At 48.5% G+C, this 17,483-nt stretch carries 19 protein-coding genes; 18 read left to right on the forward strand and 1 reads right to left on the reverse strand.

Annotated features, from left to right (window positions below; genetic code table 11):
* Nucleotides 1–25 precede the first annotated feature (25 nt).
* The 14 genes from M2371_RS09835 to M2371_RS09900 all read left to right on the forward strand — a co-directional run bounded on the left by M2371_RS09835 (nucleotide 26) and on the right by M2371_RS09900 (nucleotide 13,221).
* Complete coding sequence (locus M2371_RS09835) at nucleotides 26–421, forward strand: cell envelope integrity TolA C-terminal domain-containing protein (protein WP_259267590.1); 396 nt, start codon at nucleotides 26–28, stop codon at nucleotides 419–421.
* Nucleotides 422–473: 52 nt separating this feature from the next.
* Nucleotides 474–824 carry a phage tail protein gene (locus M2371_RS09840; RefSeq protein ID WP_259267591.1) on the forward strand — a complete coding sequence of 117 codons (351 nt, stop codon included), beginning with the start codon at nucleotides 474–476 and terminating at the stop codon, nucleotides 822–824.
* The gene (locus M2371_RS09845) at nucleotides 824–1,594 is read left to right on the forward strand and encodes a phage minor tail protein L (RefSeq protein ID WP_259267592.1); all 771 of its coding nucleotides are present in this window, start codon (nucleotides 824–826) and stop codon (nucleotides 1,592–1,594) included. Before M2371_RS09840 ends, M2371_RS09845 begins: the two co-directional genes overlap by 1 nt.
* A gap of 12 nt (nucleotides 1,595–1,606) precedes the next feature.
* Nucleotides 1,607–2,338: a C40 family peptidase gene (locus M2371_RS09850; protein ID WP_259267593.1), complete on the forward strand. Its 732-nt coding sequence runs from the start codon at nucleotides 1,607–1,609 to the stop codon at nucleotides 2,336–2,338.
* Complete coding sequence (locus M2371_RS09855; RefSeq protein WP_259267594.1) at nucleotides 2,326–2,919, forward strand: tail assembly protein; 594 nt, start codon at nucleotides 2,326–2,328, stop codon at nucleotides 2,917–2,919. The genes M2371_RS09850 and M2371_RS09855 overlap by 13 nt, the downstream gene beginning before the upstream one ends.
* Nucleotides 2,920–3,000: 81 nt before the next feature.
* Nucleotides 3,001–3,411 carry a hypothetical protein gene (locus M2371_RS09860; protein ID WP_259267595.1) on the forward strand — a complete coding sequence of 137 codons (411 nt, stop codon included), beginning with the start codon at nucleotides 3,001–3,003 and terminating at the stop codon, nucleotides 3,409–3,411.
* 27 nt (nucleotides 3,412–3,438) lie between these two features.
* Entirely contained in the window at nucleotides 3,439–3,894 is a 456-nt protein-coding gene (locus M2371_RS09865; protein WP_259267596.1) for a hypothetical protein, read from the forward strand.
* Between the two features lie 58 nt (nucleotides 3,895–3,952).
* Complete coding sequence (locus M2371_RS09870; protein WP_259267597.1) at nucleotides 3,953–7,858, forward strand: phage tail protein; 3,906 nt, start codon at nucleotides 3,953–3,955, stop codon at nucleotides 7,856–7,858.
* Nucleotides 7,858–8,169, forward strand: coding sequence for a hypothetical protein (locus M2371_RS09875; protein ID WP_259267598.1), 312 nt, complete (start codon nucleotides 7,858–7,860; stop codon nucleotides 8,167–8,169). The genes M2371_RS09870 and M2371_RS09875 overlap by 1 nt, the downstream gene beginning before the upstream one ends.
* Nucleotides 8,169–8,819 carry a hypothetical protein gene (locus tag M2371_RS09880; protein WP_259267599.1) on the forward strand — a complete coding sequence of 217 codons (651 nt, stop codon included), beginning with the start codon at nucleotides 8,169–8,171 and terminating at the stop codon, nucleotides 8,817–8,819. Before M2371_RS09875 ends, M2371_RS09880 begins: the two co-directional genes overlap by 1 nt.
* A gap of 63 nt (nucleotides 8,820–8,882) precedes the next feature.
* Nucleotides 8,883–10,232, forward strand: a complete 1,350-nt coding sequence (locus M2371_RS09885; protein ID WP_259267600.1) for a phage tail protein — start codon at nucleotides 8,883–8,885, stop codon at nucleotides 10,230–10,232.
* A gap of 129 nt (nucleotides 10,233–10,361) precedes the next feature.
* On the forward strand, nucleotides 10,362–10,781 hold the full coding sequence (umuD, locus tag M2371_RS09890; protein ID WP_259267601.1) for a translesion error-prone DNA polymerase V autoproteolytic subunit: 420 nt from the start codon (nucleotides 10,362–10,364) through the stop codon (nucleotides 10,779–10,781).
* Between the two features lie 2 nt (nucleotides 10,782–10,783).
* Nucleotides 10,784–12,058: a Y-family DNA polymerase gene (locus M2371_RS09895; RefSeq protein ID WP_259267602.1), complete on the forward strand. Its 1,275-nt coding sequence runs from the start codon at nucleotides 10,784–10,786 to the stop codon at nucleotides 12,056–12,058.
* Between the two features lie 188 nt (nucleotides 12,059–12,246).
* Entirely contained in the window at nucleotides 12,247–13,221 is a 975-nt protein-coding gene (locus tag M2371_RS09900; protein ID WP_259267603.1) for a YiiX/YebB-like N1pC/P60 family cysteine hydrolase, read from the forward strand.
* A 112-nt stretch (nucleotides 13,222–13,333) separates the two neighbouring features.
* Here the strand turns inward: M2371_RS09900 and M2371_RS09905 are convergent, their stop codons facing one another.
* Entirely contained in the window at nucleotides 13,334–14,014 is a 681-nt protein-coding gene (locus tag M2371_RS09905; protein WP_259267604.1) for an SOS response-associated peptidase family protein, read from the reverse strand.
* A gap of 292 nt (nucleotides 14,015–14,306) precedes the next feature.
* Here M2371_RS09905 and thrS point away from each other — a divergent pair, with 292 nt between their 5' ends.
* The 4 genes from thrS (at nucleotide 14,307) to rplT (ending at nucleotide 17,478) form a co-directional block, all read left to right on the forward strand.
* Nucleotides 14,307–16,235, forward strand: coding sequence for a threonine--tRNA ligase (gene thrS / locus M2371_RS09910; RefSeq protein WP_034494799.1), 1,929 nt, complete (start codon nucleotides 14,307–14,309; stop codon nucleotides 16,233–16,235).
* A 4-nt stretch (nucleotides 16,236–16,239) separates the two neighbouring features.
* A complete protein-coding gene (gene infC / locus M2371_RS09915; RefSeq protein ID WP_074388328.1) occupies nucleotides 16,240–16,782 on the forward strand; it encodes a translation initiation factor IF-3 in 543 nt (180 codons plus the stop codon).
* Between the two features lie 96 nt (nucleotides 16,783–16,878).
* Nucleotides 16,879–17,076, forward strand: a complete 198-nt coding sequence (gene rpmI, locus M2371_RS09920; protein WP_005968897.1) for a 50S ribosomal protein L35 — start codon at nucleotides 16,879–16,881, stop codon at nucleotides 17,074–17,076.
* 45 nt (nucleotides 17,077–17,121) lie between these two features.
* Nucleotides 17,122–17,478, forward strand: coding sequence for a 50S ribosomal protein L20 (gene rplT / locus M2371_RS09925; RefSeq protein ID WP_000124850.1), 357 nt, complete (start codon nucleotides 17,122–17,124; stop codon nucleotides 17,476–17,478).
* Nucleotides 17,479–17,483 lie beyond the last annotated feature (5 nt).

Here is a 17,483-nt window from a genome sequence, read left to right on the forward strand (position 1 = left end):
TACATTCTTTCATGGCTTAGTTATCATGTTTAACCATATTATTGGTCAGGATATGGTGATGAGAAAAATATTGATAACCGTCGTACTTATTGTTGTGTCGTTTAATGCGCTCGCTGACGAAGATCACGAACATTCGATGCAGATAACTAAGTTAAACAACGCGGCATACTCATGGATTGATAAAGCAAAGATGGCCTATACCGGTGTATTTACCGGAATACAAGATTACAGAGGTCAATCTTGCACATTGAGATTATCCCTTGCCCCTAACGCTGCTTTAACAAATGTGCAAGCTGAGAAGGGAGATAAAAACCTATGTACCGCGGCAACCTCCGCGGCGTGGAACACGAAATTCCCCCCATTCCCGGACGATGCGACATACCAAATGTTTAAATCATTTCCTCTGGATTTAAATTTGTAAAAGTATCAGCTCGAATAAACCCCGCTTCGGCGGGTTTTTTTATGGATAAATTATGGCAATCGACACCTATAAATGGCATTCACAGCTCGGTGCTGGACCCATTGAATACAGCCAGACAGTTCGCGCCGCCCAGTTTGGCGATGGCTATGAACAAGTAGCCGAGAACGGGATTAACTCGACGGCTATCCAGGTGCCAATGAAGCATGTGGGGGCTGAAGCGGAAGTGAATGAACTTCGCACTTTTCTTCTGGCCCATGTAGTGAAAGCATTCGTCATTACCCCTCCAGGCGAGGGAAAAGGGCTATACCGCGTCGTTGCTGATTCTGTGCGCAAGAATCAGATCAACAGCAAATTCTCTGAACTCTCGTTCACGATTAAACGTGCTTACGGGGTTTACGCATAATGGCACTTGTTGACCATGCCGCAAAACTGGCACCCGGTGGCAGGGTGCGATTGATTGAAGTGGATGCTTCAGAATTTAGCGGAGGCATTCACCGTTTCCATTACAGCCCATTCCCACATACTCCTGAAGAAATCGACGCAGCAGCCGGTGATGAAAACAAGCTCGGCCCAAAGCCGATCATTTTCGATGGCAAAACCTATGATTTCTGGCCATTTCAACTGACGGACCTCTCATTATCTTCGGATAATGCCACAGGCCCAAAGCTAAGCGTGTCGAATCTTGATGGACATATAACTGCGCTTTGCCTCCAATTTAAGGACATGGTTAATGCTAAGGTCAGCATTATCGACACTTACGCGGTTTACCTTGATGCCGTGAACTTTTCTGGTGGAACTAACCCGACTGCTGATCCCACGATGTTCTCGCTGCAAACATTCTGGATTGATAGCAAAACATCTGAAGATGATGAGGTTATCGCCTGGTCATTGAGCAGTCCGGCTGACCTGCAAGGTTTGGTTATTCCAACAAGGCAAATCACTTCACTGTGCGAGTGGGCATTGCGCGGGCAATACCGAAGTGGGGATGGCTGCTCTTACAGCGGCACAGCTTATTTCGATGCCAAAGGTAATCAGGTAAGCGACCCCGCGCTAGATGTTTGCGGGGGCTGCCTAAGTGATTGCCGCAAGCGCTTTGGCGCAGGCCTGACAGAGCCAAACACTGCAACCCTCGACTTTGGCGGCTTCCCCGCAACGGTTCTATTCATTCGCTAACCAGATTTAACCATGAACAAAACGATTATGACTGCCATCCGGGCGCATGCACTGGAGGAGTCACCTCGCGAGTGCTGCGGCTTCGTCATTCAATCCGGGCGTCGACAAAGCTATATTCCGGTCCTAAACAGCCATGAGAGCCCAACTGAGCATTTCCGGATTGATGGAGAGCAATGGGCGAATGCTGAGGATATGGGAGCGATTGTCCGTGTAATCCATTCTCATCCCGGCGATGGCGCCAGACCAATTCCCTCAGGCCTCGATCGGCAGCAATGCAATAACTCAGGAGTAGTGTGGGGGATTTACGCACCTGATTGTGATGAGTACGCAGAAATCACGCCTGATTCGATCCCGCTTGTAGGCCGCCCGTTTATTCTCGGTTCACATGACTGTTGGGGGCTGATCATGGATTGGCACGCCACGCAGGGCGTGAAACTGAATGATTTCCGTGTCGATTATCCCTGGTGGGAGAGCCAGTATCGGGACAACCTCTATTACGATAACTGGGAGAGCGAAGGCTTTCTTGAGTGCTCGCCTATTCCTGGCTGCATGGTCATCATGCAAGTTGAATCAGGCAAGTGGAACCATGCGGGGATTATCACCGAAAATGGCGATTTGCTGCATCATCTCTACGGGCAGCCCTCCTGCATCACACCGTATTCACGCGGCTATTTCAAAGACCGGACAATGATATGCGTCCGCCACAAAAACCTACCCCTGGAGCTGAAGCCATGGAACGTTTAACTACTATTCGCCTGTATGGGGCTCTGGGCGCTCGCTTTGGTCGCGTTCATAAATTCGCAGTTCAAACATCGATGGAAGCCGTTAAAGCCTTATGCGTGAATTTCGACGGGTTTGAAGACTATCTTAACAACGCCAAAAGCAATGGGATGGTATTCGCAGTGTTTCGTGGGAAACGGAACATTGGCCTTGATGATTTTAAGAGCCTTGGCGGAAATGATGACATTCGCATTGCTCCTGTTATGGAAGGGGCAAAGAAAGCCGGGTTATTCCAAACGATACTTGGGGCAATAATGGTAGTGGTTGGGGGAATCATGACTTATGTATCGGGGGGAACTGCTTCTCCATTGGCCGCAGGTTTAATCTCATCTGGATTGGCAATGATGGCGGGTGGAATCTATCAGATGCTTTCACCACAACCTAAAGGACTTCAGGGTCGAGATGATCCTGACAATAAACCAAGTTATGCATTTGGCGGTGCGGTTAACTCGTTGGCTATGGGCAACCCAGTCCCGGTATTGTATGGGGAGCGAGAAATTGGTGGAGGGATCATTAGTGCTGGAATAGTTGCCGAGGATATTTAGGCTCAGCTATAAGTAACCATCAATACTTTTCAATGCCTTAAGGTTATTATATGGCTGTCCATAATATAAGAAGGGATTGAAGTGAAAAAAACATTAATGGTGGTGGTTGGTGGGCTTTTATTGACTGGGTGCGCACGTCCATACGGTCCTGCAGAAACGATTATAAACAAACAGATTGTTGAGCCGAAGGTTGGAGTAGAACAAACCAAAGTAACTGTAACCAGGAACAAGCAGTTTGCTGGTGGTGGAAGCGGTGGTACATGCAAATTTCTCATTCAAATTGATGGAAACGACGTAGCTAAACTGCGACAGAATCAATTTGTGACAGCTTATTTAAATAATGGCCCGCATCAATTGCGAGTCAGCAATGAATGTAATGTTTTGAGTATGGGAATGCGTAAAACACTCGACATTACTGCTGATGGTAAAGACCAAGAATACCTAACTGAAATTGGTTTCTGGGGCCAGTACCGTATGTGGCGCGTTAAATAAAATTCAAACCTGAGTAAGGGAATGTCAGTGAAGAGATTGTTTATAGCATTTGCTCTTATTGGGCTTTCTGGATGCGATAACGCATCCGATCAAGATTCAATTCCGTCTGCCGATTCCAAACCAAGCATCTCAAGCATGATTGCTAACGGTACAGAAGAGCTAACATCTGAATGTACTAAGGGAGAGGTTTCATTAGATTGCGAGTTTTTATCTGGGGATTTGTTAGGTTCTGGAAAATGGCATCACGCAAAGGTTTTCATTTCAAAGCAAGGCAAAGTTGATGTAACTATCGATAACGAACGATTTTATCAAATAGAAGCAAGCAGTGGCTTCTATCAAGGAGAAAACGTTGGAAAGTTTAGATTTAAAGGGCTAAACAATTCTATTGCTGAAGTCACCATTCGAAACTCAAACTCCGAATCCAAAATAAGTCTTGATGCTTGGAATACAGATAGTAAGAAATTCATGATTGCCTCTTATTAATCATTCAACTTTTAGTTCCACACCTACCCGCTTCGGCGGGTTTTTTTATGAGAAAAATATGGCAACGATTACTGGTGCAAAAGGTGGCAGCCAGAAGCAACACACGCCTGTTGAACAGGCCGACTCTGCCCAGTCTATGGCGCGTTGCCGAATTTTACTGGCGTTGGGCGAGGGTGAGTTTGCTGGTGGCCTGGATGCTACTCGCATTTATCTGGATGGCACGCCGCTGGGTAATGCTGATGGCTCAATGAACTTTGAAAGCGTGGCATGGGACTTCCGGCCCGGCACTCAGGTTCAGGATCCAATATTGGGGTTTCCCGCTGTTGAGAATGAAACGAGTATTGGCGTATCCCTGACGAAAGCCACGCCATGGACACGCGCGCTGAGTAATACACAGATTGACGCGGTGCTGGTGCGAGTTGGTATTACCGGGCTTCAGCAACAGGAAAATGATGGTGATATCGTTGGTACAACGGTCGCATATCATATCGACGTTGCGACCGATGGCGGCGCTTACTCAACAGTCATGACCAAAACGGTCACTGAAAAACTCAGCACGCTGTATGAGCTGACTCACCGCATCAATTTACCAAAGGCGAATACAGGCTGGCAGATTCGTGTTGTGCGCGACACAGCAGACAGCGCCAGCCAGATGCTACAGAACAAAACGCAGATTCAAGCCATCACAGAAGTCATCGATGCGCGACTTCGGTACCCGCACACCGCACTGCTGTACGTTTCATTTAACGCCAAAGCTTTCAGTAATATTCCGCGCATTTCCTGCAAGCCCAAAGGCCGTGTCATCCGAGTTCCATCGAATTACGATCCGGTAGCACGAAGCTATGGCGGCACCTGGAATGGCACATTCAAATGGGCGTGGACCAATAATCCGGCGTGGATTTGGTTTGATGTATTGACGGAACCTCGTTTCGGCCTGGGTCGCCGCGTCACTATCGAGATGTTGGATAAATGGGAACTTTATCGCATCGCACAGCGCTGTGATCAGTTGGTACCGGACGGCAAAGGTGGCTCAGGTACCGAACCTCGCTTTCTCTTTGATGTTTACATTCAGTCTCAGGCGGATGCTTTTCAGGTAGTTAAAGATATTGCCGCAGGCTTCAATGGCATGACCTCCTGGGGAAACAACATGTTCAATGTTGTCTCTGATATGCCAGCAGATACATCAAAGTTGCAAATACTGACCCGCGCTTCAGTGGTGGGTAAACCAGTCTATTCCAGCGGCAGCGAAAAGAACCGCTACAGTTCGGCGCTGATTAACTTCAGCGACCCGGACAACCATTATCAGGACCGCACCACGGCGGTGATGTTTCCTGACCTGGTTAAACAATTCAAATTCAAACAAACGCAGCTAACGGCAATTGGTTGCACACGAGAGAGCGAGGCGCAACGCCGCGGCGGATGGGCGGTTTATTCCAACTATCTTGACCGCATGATCATGTTGCAAACAGGCCTTGATGGCTTTGTGTATGTCCCTGGTACCGTATTTGCTTTTGCAGATGAACGTGTATCGGGGCGAATTTATGGTGGGCGTGTCGTTGCTTACGATGCCTCTATTAAAGCCATCACTACAGACCAGGGTACCAGTGCCGCTGCTGGCGATACGCTGATGATTCGCACTCTGGGTGGCGTAGTTGAACATCGCGTCATTCAGGCGGTAAACGGCACGCAGTTAATCGTGGCCACGCCATTCACTGCACTGCCAGCGCCAGATGCCGTGTTTGTCATCGATGCCGGGCAGCTGCGCTTGCAGTACTTCAGGGTGACTACTCTCACATTTAACGATGAAGAGAACACGTTCACCATAATGGGCGTTGAATATAACTCGTCGAAGTACGATGCAGTTGATAACAATGCCCGACTCGATACTCCACCGATTAGCCTCATTCCCACTGGCCTGGTTGGGCAGCCCGGAAATGTTGCACTTTCTAGTTACGACTCAGTTCGGCAAGGGCAACGTATCGCCACACTTGTTGCCACCTGGGATGCACCGCTGGATAAAAACGGCAAACCTCAGGCCGATATTGTCGCTTACGTGCCGCAATGGAGGCGCGGTAACAACGAGTGGATAAACTTGCCGCAAACCGGAATGCGTAGCTTTGAAGTGCCGGGTATTTTTGAAGGCGATTATCTGGTTCGTGTTCGAGCTATCAATTCCGGTGGTGCATCTAGTTTGTGGGCCAGTTCAGTGCTGACGCATCTCAAAGGGCGTGTTGGTGATGTGCCTAAGCCAGTTGGACTCGCTGCCACGAATAATGTTGTGTTTGGCATCAACGTTACATGGGGTTTCCCTGCCGATTCAGGCGATACGCTGAACACAGAAATCCAGTACAGCGCCACGGCTGACGGTGGCAGTCCGATGCTGTTATCCGATGTGCCTTATCCCCAGAAGATTTACCAGCAAATGGGGCTGAAGGCGGGGCAAAATTTCTGGTACCGCGCACGACTGATTGACCGCATCGGTAATCAAAGTGACTGGACGGACTGGGTTGGTGGCCAGGCGAGTATCGATGTTTCCGATATTACAGACGCCATCCTTGCGGAAATTAAAGATACCGACCTTTTCAAAGACCTCATCGAGAATGCTGTCGACAGCAATCAGAAAATTGCCGATATGGCAGCGGCAATTACTGCTAACGCTGACCAGCTTGCCGCAGCTGCTGGAGCAAACAAACAGACTGCTGAATCCATCATTCACAACGCGCTGGCGATTGCGAATGTTGTTGTCAGTCAGTCTGCCCAGAACGGCGCAAACTCTGCGAAGTTTGAACAACTGCGTGAAGTTATCGCTACAGAAACGGAAGCGCGTGTCACGGATGTCAGGCATCTGGAAGCGAAGATTGGTGAGAATGCTGACGGTACCGCGAAAAATGCCGCCGATATCACCGAGGTTCGTCAGGCTGTTGCCACGGAAACCGAAGCGCGTGCTCAGGCGGTTAATCAGGTTTCCGCAGCCACTCAGGTGGCGTCTGATAAAGCTGATGCGGCAGACGAAAAGGCGGAAGCCGCAGGCAGCAAAGCAGATGAAGCGGACCGAAAGTCAGCGCAGAACACCGCGGCTATCTCCACTCTCGACCAGGCGGTAACCACACTCGATACAGCTACAGCTTCAAGGTTTGAGGAGGTTTCGGCACAACTGGCTGACCAGAGCGGGCAGGTTGGCACCATCAAAGGCGGTGTGCAGAATACGGCTGTGGCACTGATTCAGAGCACTTTGGCGCAGGTGAACCTGAAGCAGACAATCAGCGCACAGTACGGCGACAACAAAGCGGATATTCAGCGCGTCGATAATGTGATGGTCGATGCCAGCAGAGCTGTGGCGGAATCACTGCTATCACTTGATTCAACGGCTGGTGGAAACTCGTCAAATGTCACTGATTTGTCCAAAACTCTTGCCGATTTCAGCCAGGTCGCCGCGACACGTATTAATTCGATGACGGTATCGATGAACGGACAAACCGCCGCCATCACTGAGCTGTACAACGCTCAGATTGATACTTCTGGCAAACTTAACGCGATGTACAACATCAAGGTGGCAGTCGACGATAACGGTCGCAAGTATGCCGCAGGGATGGGGATTGGCGTTGAGAGCACTCCGAGTGGCATGCAGTCACAGGTTCTCTTTCTGGCTGACCGGTTTGCGGTGATGGCTCAGGCGGGAGGCGCGGTAACGCTGCCTTTTGTCATCCAGAATGGGCAGACCATCATCCGCGATACCGTCATAGGCGATGCCTCAATCACCCGCGCGAAGCTGGCGGAAACTATCAGCTCTGTGAATTACTCTCCAGGCAAGGCGGGGCTGTCAATCAACTTCAAAACAGGAACGCTCGAAAACTACGGTAGTGACAGTAGTGGCGCAATGAAGCAGACGAACAACACCATCACTGTACGTGATGCCGCGGGTGCCGTTCGGGCGCAGTTTGGACTGATAACGGGGGTATGGTAATGGCATGGGGATTTCAGACATGGGATGCAAAGGGGAAACCTAATAACTACGGTCTTGTCCCGGTCACCGTGGTGGGGCAGTTTGCTGTTGCACTGGATCAGGTAACCGGCTCTGCAACGTATTCAGTTCCGGCCGGGCATGTACTGGATTACATCCACAGCCCGCGGGCCTTTTTCCCGACAACCAAACGACGGATCATCACCATCAGAGGGGGAACCGTCACGCTCAGCCAGGGGGGCGATACCAGCTATGGCATTGGCTCCGAGTCTGCGCAGGCCGCCATGATTGTGGTGTATGTGAGGAAAGCATAATGGCATGGGGGGCATTAATTACCGCGGATGATGGCACTCAGTTCATTACTGAGGAATCCACGCCCATATCGTTGCAGGGCATTTACACCGGTTCGGGAAGTGGCTATGTCACATTAACCATCCCGATTAAAACGGACGATGTCGTGTTGCCTTTTTGTCTGGCCACGGGGAATATCGTTTTCAGTTATTCCATTTCAGGAACCACGTTGACGGTAATGGCGTACGCAAACAGTGCTGACACTGCTCAATACACAGTAACCTGTTATGTGTTCACCACCCGGGAGCAGCCGTTACCAAAATGGGGAGTGGCTATCTGGGATAAAAACGGGAAATGCATATTAACCAACGAGACAAAAGTCCTGACTGACATCGTGACGATTGGTGTGAAGGGGAGTGCAACTTCGGGGCTAAATCTCACATCAACCCGCAACGGAAAGTGGGCAATCTTGCCCGAGCTTGCCGGTTTCTATGTCGGGGTTTATCAGCAACGTCCCATTCAGATAGCCGCGGGTTTCACGGCTAACTATAACGGCTCAACCACCGCTATCAAATCCGTCCTGGTCACTCAACCCCCGCATGATGCACAGATTGGTGCGCCACTGGACACCAAAACCGTGGTGCGGGCGATAGATGTCTCGAGATACGATTAATTATTTCTGAAAGCAGAACAACATAACCCGCCTGGTGCGGGTTTTTTATTGTCCGGAGAAAACATGATTTACACCACAGGCACCATTGCAGGAAACGGCAGCACCATCACCGGTACTGGCACAAACTTCACCGCGGCAGGCAGCCTTATCCGTGTGGGCTGTACGCTGATTGCCTTCACCAATCCGGTTCAGGTACTGCAAATCACCGCCATCACCAGCGGTACAGCCTTGTCCGTCACCCCGGCTATCAGCCCGGCGATTGCTGCCGGCACGAAATTTGCCATCCTGCTCAGTGACAGTCTGAGTGTTGACGGGCTGGCGCAGGACATTGCCGAGACATTTGGCATGTACCAGAAGTACATGGGCGGGTTTGCAGATGTCATGAATGGTTCCAGTGATGTGACGATAACCATCAACGGTTCGCCCGTCACAGTGCCTGGCCAGAAGTCTCTGGCAAAGAAAGGGGCGAACAGCGATATCACCTCGCTCTCTGGCCTGACAACCGCATTAAGTGTCAGCCAGGGTGGGACCGGAGGGAAAAATGCGGCTGATGCGCGTCTGGGGTTGGGATTAGGCTCTGCTGCGACAAAAGATACAGGTACATCAGGTAATACAATTCCTTTGCTGGATGGGATGAACACGTTCTCAAAGTCTCAAACCATTATTTCAGATGACCCGTTAAAACTACGCCCTGGTAGCAGTTCTGGCAGTTCATGGATAGCTTATGCGAACTCAACTGGAATCCTTCGTGTTCGCATCGGTATGGATGCAGGCCAAGTTCTTTCAGGTCATTATTACAACGCTGATGGCTCATATAATACAAAGATATTTTCAGTCTCAATGGGTCAGGTACTCTGGGGAACATCAAATACCACAAAAGCCAGTGACGGGGCTCTCAAAGCTGCATCCCCTGTGGTAAAAATCTTTGCTGATGGTAATGCGGAAACAAACGAAGAGTCCGAAGGTGTAACAGTGAATCGCCAGGCTCCAGGCGTATATCTGGTTAAAGGTTGTATGGGCCTGAATGCTGATGCTGCGTGGGGTGGTATCGATGGCGGCTTTGATATCCCTACAGACCGCAATAAGCAACCGCTTATCTGGCTCGACTACGAAGTCAACGGAGATGGTTCAGTGCTGGTTAAGACCTACCATCGCACCTATCCTGATGCGCCTGAATTTGCACAAAACAAAGTGGGCCACAAAAATGATGATGGTTCGTTTACTGAAACCGTGGTGAATGGCGATCTGATTGATATCCCTGCGGACCAGTTCGTTTCTGTGCGAGTTGAAATGCCACAACGCAGCATTTTCAACCAGAAGCAAGCAGCAGCTCAGAAAGCGATGGAAGAAGCTGAGCGTGCGGCGACTGAACAACAAGTTGACTCAAATCCTGAAAATTTACACAACGCGTAATCCCTTCATCAGTAAAGCCCTTTAATCCCGCTAGCTCAAAACATCGCCAGCCTACATAGCCGGTTCGCTTGATCAGGTTTAACGATAGATATACTGTATATAAACACAGTTATTGTTTATGGCTATCTTATGAATCTTATCAAACCCGTCTTTTTGCGAGAGGTTGTTACCGTCCCGTTGTTCAGCGACCCGGTTAAGTGCGGCTTCCCGTCGCCTGCCCAGGACTATGTGGAAGAGCGCGTGGACATTGCTGAGCTGATAGTGCCCCACCCGAGCAGCACTTATTTCGTCCGTGCGTCGGGAGACTCGATGATTGACGGGGGGATCAGTGACGGTGATTTGCTGGCGGTGGATTGTTCGCGCACCGCCAGGCACAACGATGTGGTCATTGCCTCGGTTGATGGTGAATTTACCGTTAAACGTCTTCAGCTTTATCCGACCATCCAGCTTAACCCAATGAACACGGCATACGCGCCGATCCTGATTGGTAGCGAGGGCACGCTCAATATTCTGGGCGTGGTCACCTTCGTCATTAAATCAATACGCTGACCATGTTTGCCCTGGTGGATGTCAATTCGTTCTATGCCAGTTGCGAAACCGTATTCAGGCCGGATTTGCAGGGCAGGCCGGTCGTTGTTCTCTCGAACAACGATGGCTGCGTTATTGCCCGGAGTGCGGAGGCGAAAGCCATTGGCGTCAAAATGGGTGACCCGTTTTTCAAGCAAAAGGACTTGTTCAGGCGATACGGGGTTGTCTGCTTCAGCTCAAATTACGAGTTGTACGCCGACATGTCTGACCGTGTGATGACCACACTCGAGGAGATGTCCCCGCGCTGCGAGATTTATAGCATTGATGAAGCATTTTGTGACCTGACTGGCGTGCGTAACTGTCGCAATCTGGAGGATTTTGGGCGGGAAATCAGGGAAACTATTTTGCTGCGCACGCGCCTGACCGTGGGCGTTGGGGTAGCGCAAACCAAGACTTTAGCCAAGCTCGCTAATCATGCGGCCAAGAAATGGCAGCGGCAAACGGGTGGTGTGGTGGACCTGACAAATTTAGAAAAACAACGCAAGCTGATGGCGTATTTTCCTGTTGATGAAGTGTGGGGCGTGGGGCGTCGTATTTCTAAAAAGCTCGAAGCCATGGGTATCAAAACCGTCTTGCAGCTGGCTGATACCGATATCCGGTTCATCCGGAAGCACTTCAACGTGGTACTCGAGCGTACCGTTCGGGAGCTGCGCGGCGAATCCTGCCTCGGCCTGGAAGAGTTTGCACCAACCAAACAGGAAATCGTCTGCTCTCGCTCATTCGGCGACCGGGTCACTGAGTACGAACAAATGCGCCAGGCTATCTGCAGCTATGCGGCGCGTGCCGGGGAGAAACTGCGGGGTGAACATCAGTTCTGTCGTTATATCTCGGTATTCATCAAAACATCACCGTTTGCGCTGAATGAACCATATTACGGCAATCAGGGCGCCGTGAAGTTAATGACACCTACGCAGGACACCCGTGACATTATTGCGGCGGCGATGCGCTGTCTGGATAAAATCTGGAAGAATGGATATCGATACCAGAAAGCGGGGATCATGTTGGGCGACTTCTTTAGCCAGGGCGTGGCGCAGCTCAATCTGTTTGACGACAACGCGCCGCGGCAAAACAGTGCTGCACTAATGGAAGTGCTGGACCATCTCAACCACAAGAACGGGAAAGGGGCTCTGTATTTTGCAGGGCAGGGCATCCAGCAGCAGTGGCAGATGAAGCGGGACATGCTCTCGCCGCGGTACACGACGAGATGGTCAGATTTGCCGGTAGTCAAGGTTAGATAGTTTTATTTTAATCCCCAATAGCAAAATAATTATGCAATATGGTTGCGTTATTAGCTGTGATAAACAAAATCATTGAGGATTGCAGCACCATGATGATATAAACAGCAGATGCACAATCACGCGTGTATTTCGTTCAGAGTTTGCCATGATTACGATGCTTGTTATTATGATGGTTAGGGAGTTGACTAGTGTATTTGATCTCCGTTAATGATTTGGTAAAGGGGGATATTCTTCTTACGTCAGAGAGCTCTGCGACTAGTAAAGTCGTGAGGAAATCTACTGGAAGTGATTTTTCACATGCGATTTTGTATGTAGGCTCAGGTAGCTATATACATTCTGATTCTGAAGGTGTCCGCGCAGGAAATATACAACGACTTCTTTTTGAAAATGCTGAAAATATCACCGTTTTACGGGTTGATTGCAGTACGGAAATAATAAACAATGCTTGTTTATTTGCAAGGTCAAAAATAGGTACAAAGTATTCGATAAAGGATGCTATTAGAGTAAAGCTAAAAATAATAAAAAAGGATAATGAGAATAGACAGTTTTGCTCTAGGCTTGTTGCACAATCATATGATTACGCAGGACTTAAATTGGTGGAGAATCCAAGTTTCTGTACGCCACAGGACATATTTAAATCCGAGTATATACGAAAGGTATCAGTTAAAGTTAGAAAGGCAAATGAAAATGAAATTGCCTTTGCTAACAGCGAAAATCCATTGAAAAGGCAAGAAGATATCACAAAAAAAATTTTGTGTGATTTAAGATCGCTAACCCAGCGTGACATTCAGACGCTGGAGCAAATTACAGAGTTTGTGATTTTAAACCCGAATTACGATGGTGTGATATCTAAAATTTTCAATGATTCTGGGTATTTTACATTGTGGGTCTATGAGGTAACCAAAAACCCTTGGCGATATAATGGTGAAATCTTTTTGAGTTTACCCGGGGATAAAAATAAACTATCTACAGTAGCGGAGTCAGAAATAAAGTGGGCTCATGATAGACTTGAAGTTTACAACAGGAACCTTAAACAATACGATTCCTTAAATAAAATACACAAGCTAGAGTACTTGAAATTACACTTTGATTTGTATGAACAAATGGTTTCAAACACTATGGCTAATATATTGGCTGCTCAGCATGTCTTGGACAATATTTAACTAACTGTTTATTTTTTTATATGAGCTAGGCTAGTAGTGAACATAAGGTTTAAGTCAAATTAATACTCATCTCAACCGGCAGAGATCAAAATTCTGTGAGTGAGTGAATTGATTATTTCATGTCGCTCATTGGTTCTATAAGCTCCGGCCATTGGTTTTTCACATTTCCCACAGCTTGGGTTACCCGGTGCCAAATCATTTCATCTGCCGGTACTGCAGCATCATGAGCTAGTTCGCTGGCCTGTGCCGCTGCAGTTTCAGGATTCATCCATTCCAGCGCTGCTTCAGGCGTAAACACTAATGGCCTACGGTCGTGAATATCGACCAGGCCTTTATCGGCCGCTGCAGTAATAATCAAAAATCCCTCAGCCTCATCCCTTGCATCAAACGGCTGCTTGCCAATCGCGGCAAAGAAGAGCGGCTTCCTGTCTTTCCGGTAAATGTAGTAGGGCTGTTTCTTATCGCCTTCACGTTTCCACTCATACCAACCATCAGCAAACACGATAGCCCGGCCATGATTCCATAACGGTTTAAACATCCGGCTGGTGGACGCAGTTTCTACCCTGGCATTTATTAGCGGTGCTTTATCCCACCAACCCGGCGCATATGACCAGACAACGGGATCGAGGTGAAGGGAGTCATCACGATTATTCAGCAGGAGAACTTTAGTGCCTGGCGCGACGTTGTAACGACCTATCGGTTCGGGGTCATAGGGGATATCACTTTCGGCTTCTTCAATGAGAAACGCCAAATAGTCATCACGCGACTGGATTTGAGTAAAGCGACCGCACATATTCACCTCCGGTTGAGATGAAAAGTATAGATGTACACAGTGTACATTCTTAAAAATCAGTTGGTTCATTTCGTTGCAATCAAGTTCTGCCTTTATCCCCATCTCAATGACGTGTACTATTGTCCGGTCTAATTAGTAGGTAGAAGCGGGTACATTTAGTATTTTGTACACTACGATGTACACAGTTTGCGAGGTGAAGCACTCAACCCTTCTTAACTTGCTGATTTATTTAAACTATATAAAGTTGCATGTGATCTTGCGTATGGGTCACCACTGCGAATAAGGACTTATAATGCCTGTTATTACTCTTCCTGATGGCAGCCAACGCCATTACGACCATGCTGTTAGCCCGCTGGATGTTGCTCTGGATATTGGTCCAGGCCTTGCAAAAGCGTGTATCGCTGGCCGTGTTGATGGTGAATTGGTTGATGCATCTGATGTTATTGAGCACGATGCCAAACTTGCGATTATCACTGTAAAAGATGAAGCTGGCCTGGAGATTCTCCGCCACTCATGCGCCCACTTATTGGGTCATGCTATCAAGCAGCTGTGGCCGCACACCAAAATGGCGATTGGCCCGGTGATTGACAACGGCTTTTATTATGACGTTGATATCGACCACACGCTGACGCAGGAAGATCTTGAGCTGCTCGAAAAGCGTATGCACGAGCTGGCTGAGAAAGATTACGATGTCATTAAGAAGAAAGTGAGCTGGCATGAAGCCCGTGAAACATTCGTGAACCGTGGTGAGAGCTACAAAGTCGCGATCCTTGATGAAAACATCAGCCATGATGATAAGCCTGGTCTCTATCATCATGAAGAATATGTTGATATGTGCCGTGGCCCGCACGTACCGAATATGCGTTTCTGCCATCATTTCAAATTGCAGAAAACCTCCGGTGCTTACTGGCGTGGCGATAGCAACAACAAGATGCTGCAACGTATCTATGGCACTGCGTGGGCTGATAAAAAACAACTGAATGCCTATCTGCAACGTCTGGAAGAAGCGTCCAAGCGTGACCATCGCAAAATTGGTAAGCAACTCGACCTGTATCATATGCAGGAAGAAGCGCCTGGTATGGTGTTCTGGCACAACGACGGCTGGACTATCTTCCGTGAGTTAGAAGTGTTTGTTCGCTCCAAACTCAAAGAGTACCAGTATCAAGAAGTGAAAGGCCCGTTCATGATGGACCGTGTGCTGTGGGAAAAAACCGGCCACTGGGACAACTATAAAGATGCGATGTTTACGACTTCTTCCGAGAACCGTGAATACTGCATCAAGCCAATGAACTGCCCAGGTCATGTTCAGATCTTTAATCAAGGCCTGAAATCCTACCGCGACTTGCCATTACGTATGGCTGAGTTTGGTAGCTGCCACCGTAACGAACCATCAGGTGCGTTGCATGGTCTGATGCGCGTTCGTGGTTTTACTCAAGACGATGCGCACATTTTCTGTACCGAAAGCCAGGTTCGTGATGAAGTAAACAGCTGTATCCGCATGGTTTATGACATGTACAGTACCTTCGGTTTTGAAAAAATCGTTGTGAAACTGTCTACTCGTCCTGAAAAACGCATCGGTACTGACGAAATGTGGGACCGTGCAGAAGCGGATTTGGCTGTTGCACTGCAAGAAAATAACATTCCGTTTGATTATCAACCGGGTGAGGGTGCATTCTATGGCCCTAAAATTGAATTTACCCTGTACGACTGCCTGGACCGTGCATGGCAGTGCGGTACTGTACAGCTAGACTTCTCATTACCATCACGTTTGAACGCTTCGTTTATTGGTGAAAATAACGAACGCCTGGTTCCGGTAATGATTCACCGTGCAATTCTCGGGTCAATGGAGCGTTTTATTGGTATCCTGACTGAAGAGTTCGCGGGTTTCTTCCCAACCTGGCTTGCGCCAGTACAAGCAGTGGTCATGAATATCACTGATGGACAGTCTGATTACGTTAACGAATTGACCCGTAAACTGCAAAATGCAGGCATTCGTGTAAAAGCAGACTTGAGAAATGAGAAGATTGGCTTTAAAATCCGTGAACACACGTTGCGTCGTGTCCCATACATGTTAGTTTGTGGCGATAAAGAGGTCGAAGCAGGCAAAGTAGCCGTTCGTACTCGTCGTGGCAAAGATTTGGGCAGCATGGACGTCAACGAATTGATTGAAAAACTGCAGAATGAAATTCGCAGTCGCAATCTTAATCAACTAGAGGAATAGAGTTATTAAAGGCGGAAAAAGAGTTCAACCGGCGCGTCCTAATCGCATAAACAGAGAAATTCGTGCCACTGAGGTTCGTCTGACAGGTATTGAAGGCGAGCAGCTAGGTATTGTCAGTCTGAATGAAGCTTTAGAAAAAGCCGAGGAAGCTGGGGTCGATTTAGTTGAAATCAGTCCTAATGCTGAACCGCCTGTTTGTCGAATTATGGATTACGGCAAATTCCTCTACGAAAAAAGCAAATCTTCTAAGGAACAGAAGAAGAAGCAGAAAGTTATTCAGGTCAAGGAAATCAAATTCCGACCTGGTACCGATGATGGCGACTATCAGGTAAAACTCCGCAGCCTGGTTCGCTTTCTGGAAGAGGGTGATAAAGCTAAAATCACACTGCGTTTCCGCGGTCGTGAAATGGCTCACCAACAGATTGGTATGGAAGTGCTTAACCGCGTCCGTGACGATCTGAGTGAACTGGCAGTCGTCGAATCCTTCCCATCGAAGATCGAAGGCCGCCAGATGATCATGGTGCTCGCTCCGAAGAAGAAACAGTAAGGCCATCAAGTAACAGTTCTCGCGAGGTTTCGGCCTCGTGAGATTTGTTCGCCTTCTGGTTCGTTTTATTAACAATGCGAAGTGGAAAGTTATTAAATGCCAAAGATTAAAACTGTACGCGGCGCCGCTAAGCGCTTCAAAAAGACCGCCGGTGGTGGTTTTAAGCGTAAGCACGCTAACCTGCGTCATATTCTGACTAAAAAGTCTACTAAGCGTAAACGTCACCTGCGTCCGAAAGGTATGGTCTCCAAAGGGGATCTGGGCCTGGTCATCGCTTGCCTGCCGTACGCATAAGTAGCACTTTTTAATTAATTCAGAATATAGAACAGGAGAGCTAATATGGCTCGCGTAAAACGTGGTGTTATCGCACGTGCTCGTCACAAAAAAATCCTTAAACAAGCCAAAGGCTACTACGGTGCGCGTTCACGCGTTTACCGCGTTGCTTTCCAGGCTGTTATCAAAGCTGGCCAATACGCTTACCGTGACCGTCGTCAACGTAAACGTCAATTCCGTCAGCTGTGGATTGCACGTATCAACGCTGCAGCTCGTCAGAACGGGATCTCTTACAGCAAATTCATCAACGGCTTGAAAAAAGCTTCTGTTGAAATCGACCGTAAGATCCTGGCTGACATCGCCGTATTCGACAAAGTGGCATTTACTGCACTGGTTGAGAAAGCGAAAGCAGCTCTGGCGTAAGCCGG

It is taken from the genome of Buttiauxella sp. BIGb0471 (genome assembly GCF_024807715.1).
Classification (GTDB): Bacteria; Pseudomonadota; Gammaproteobacteria; order Enterobacterales; family Enterobacteriaceae; genus Buttiauxella; species Buttiauxella agrestis.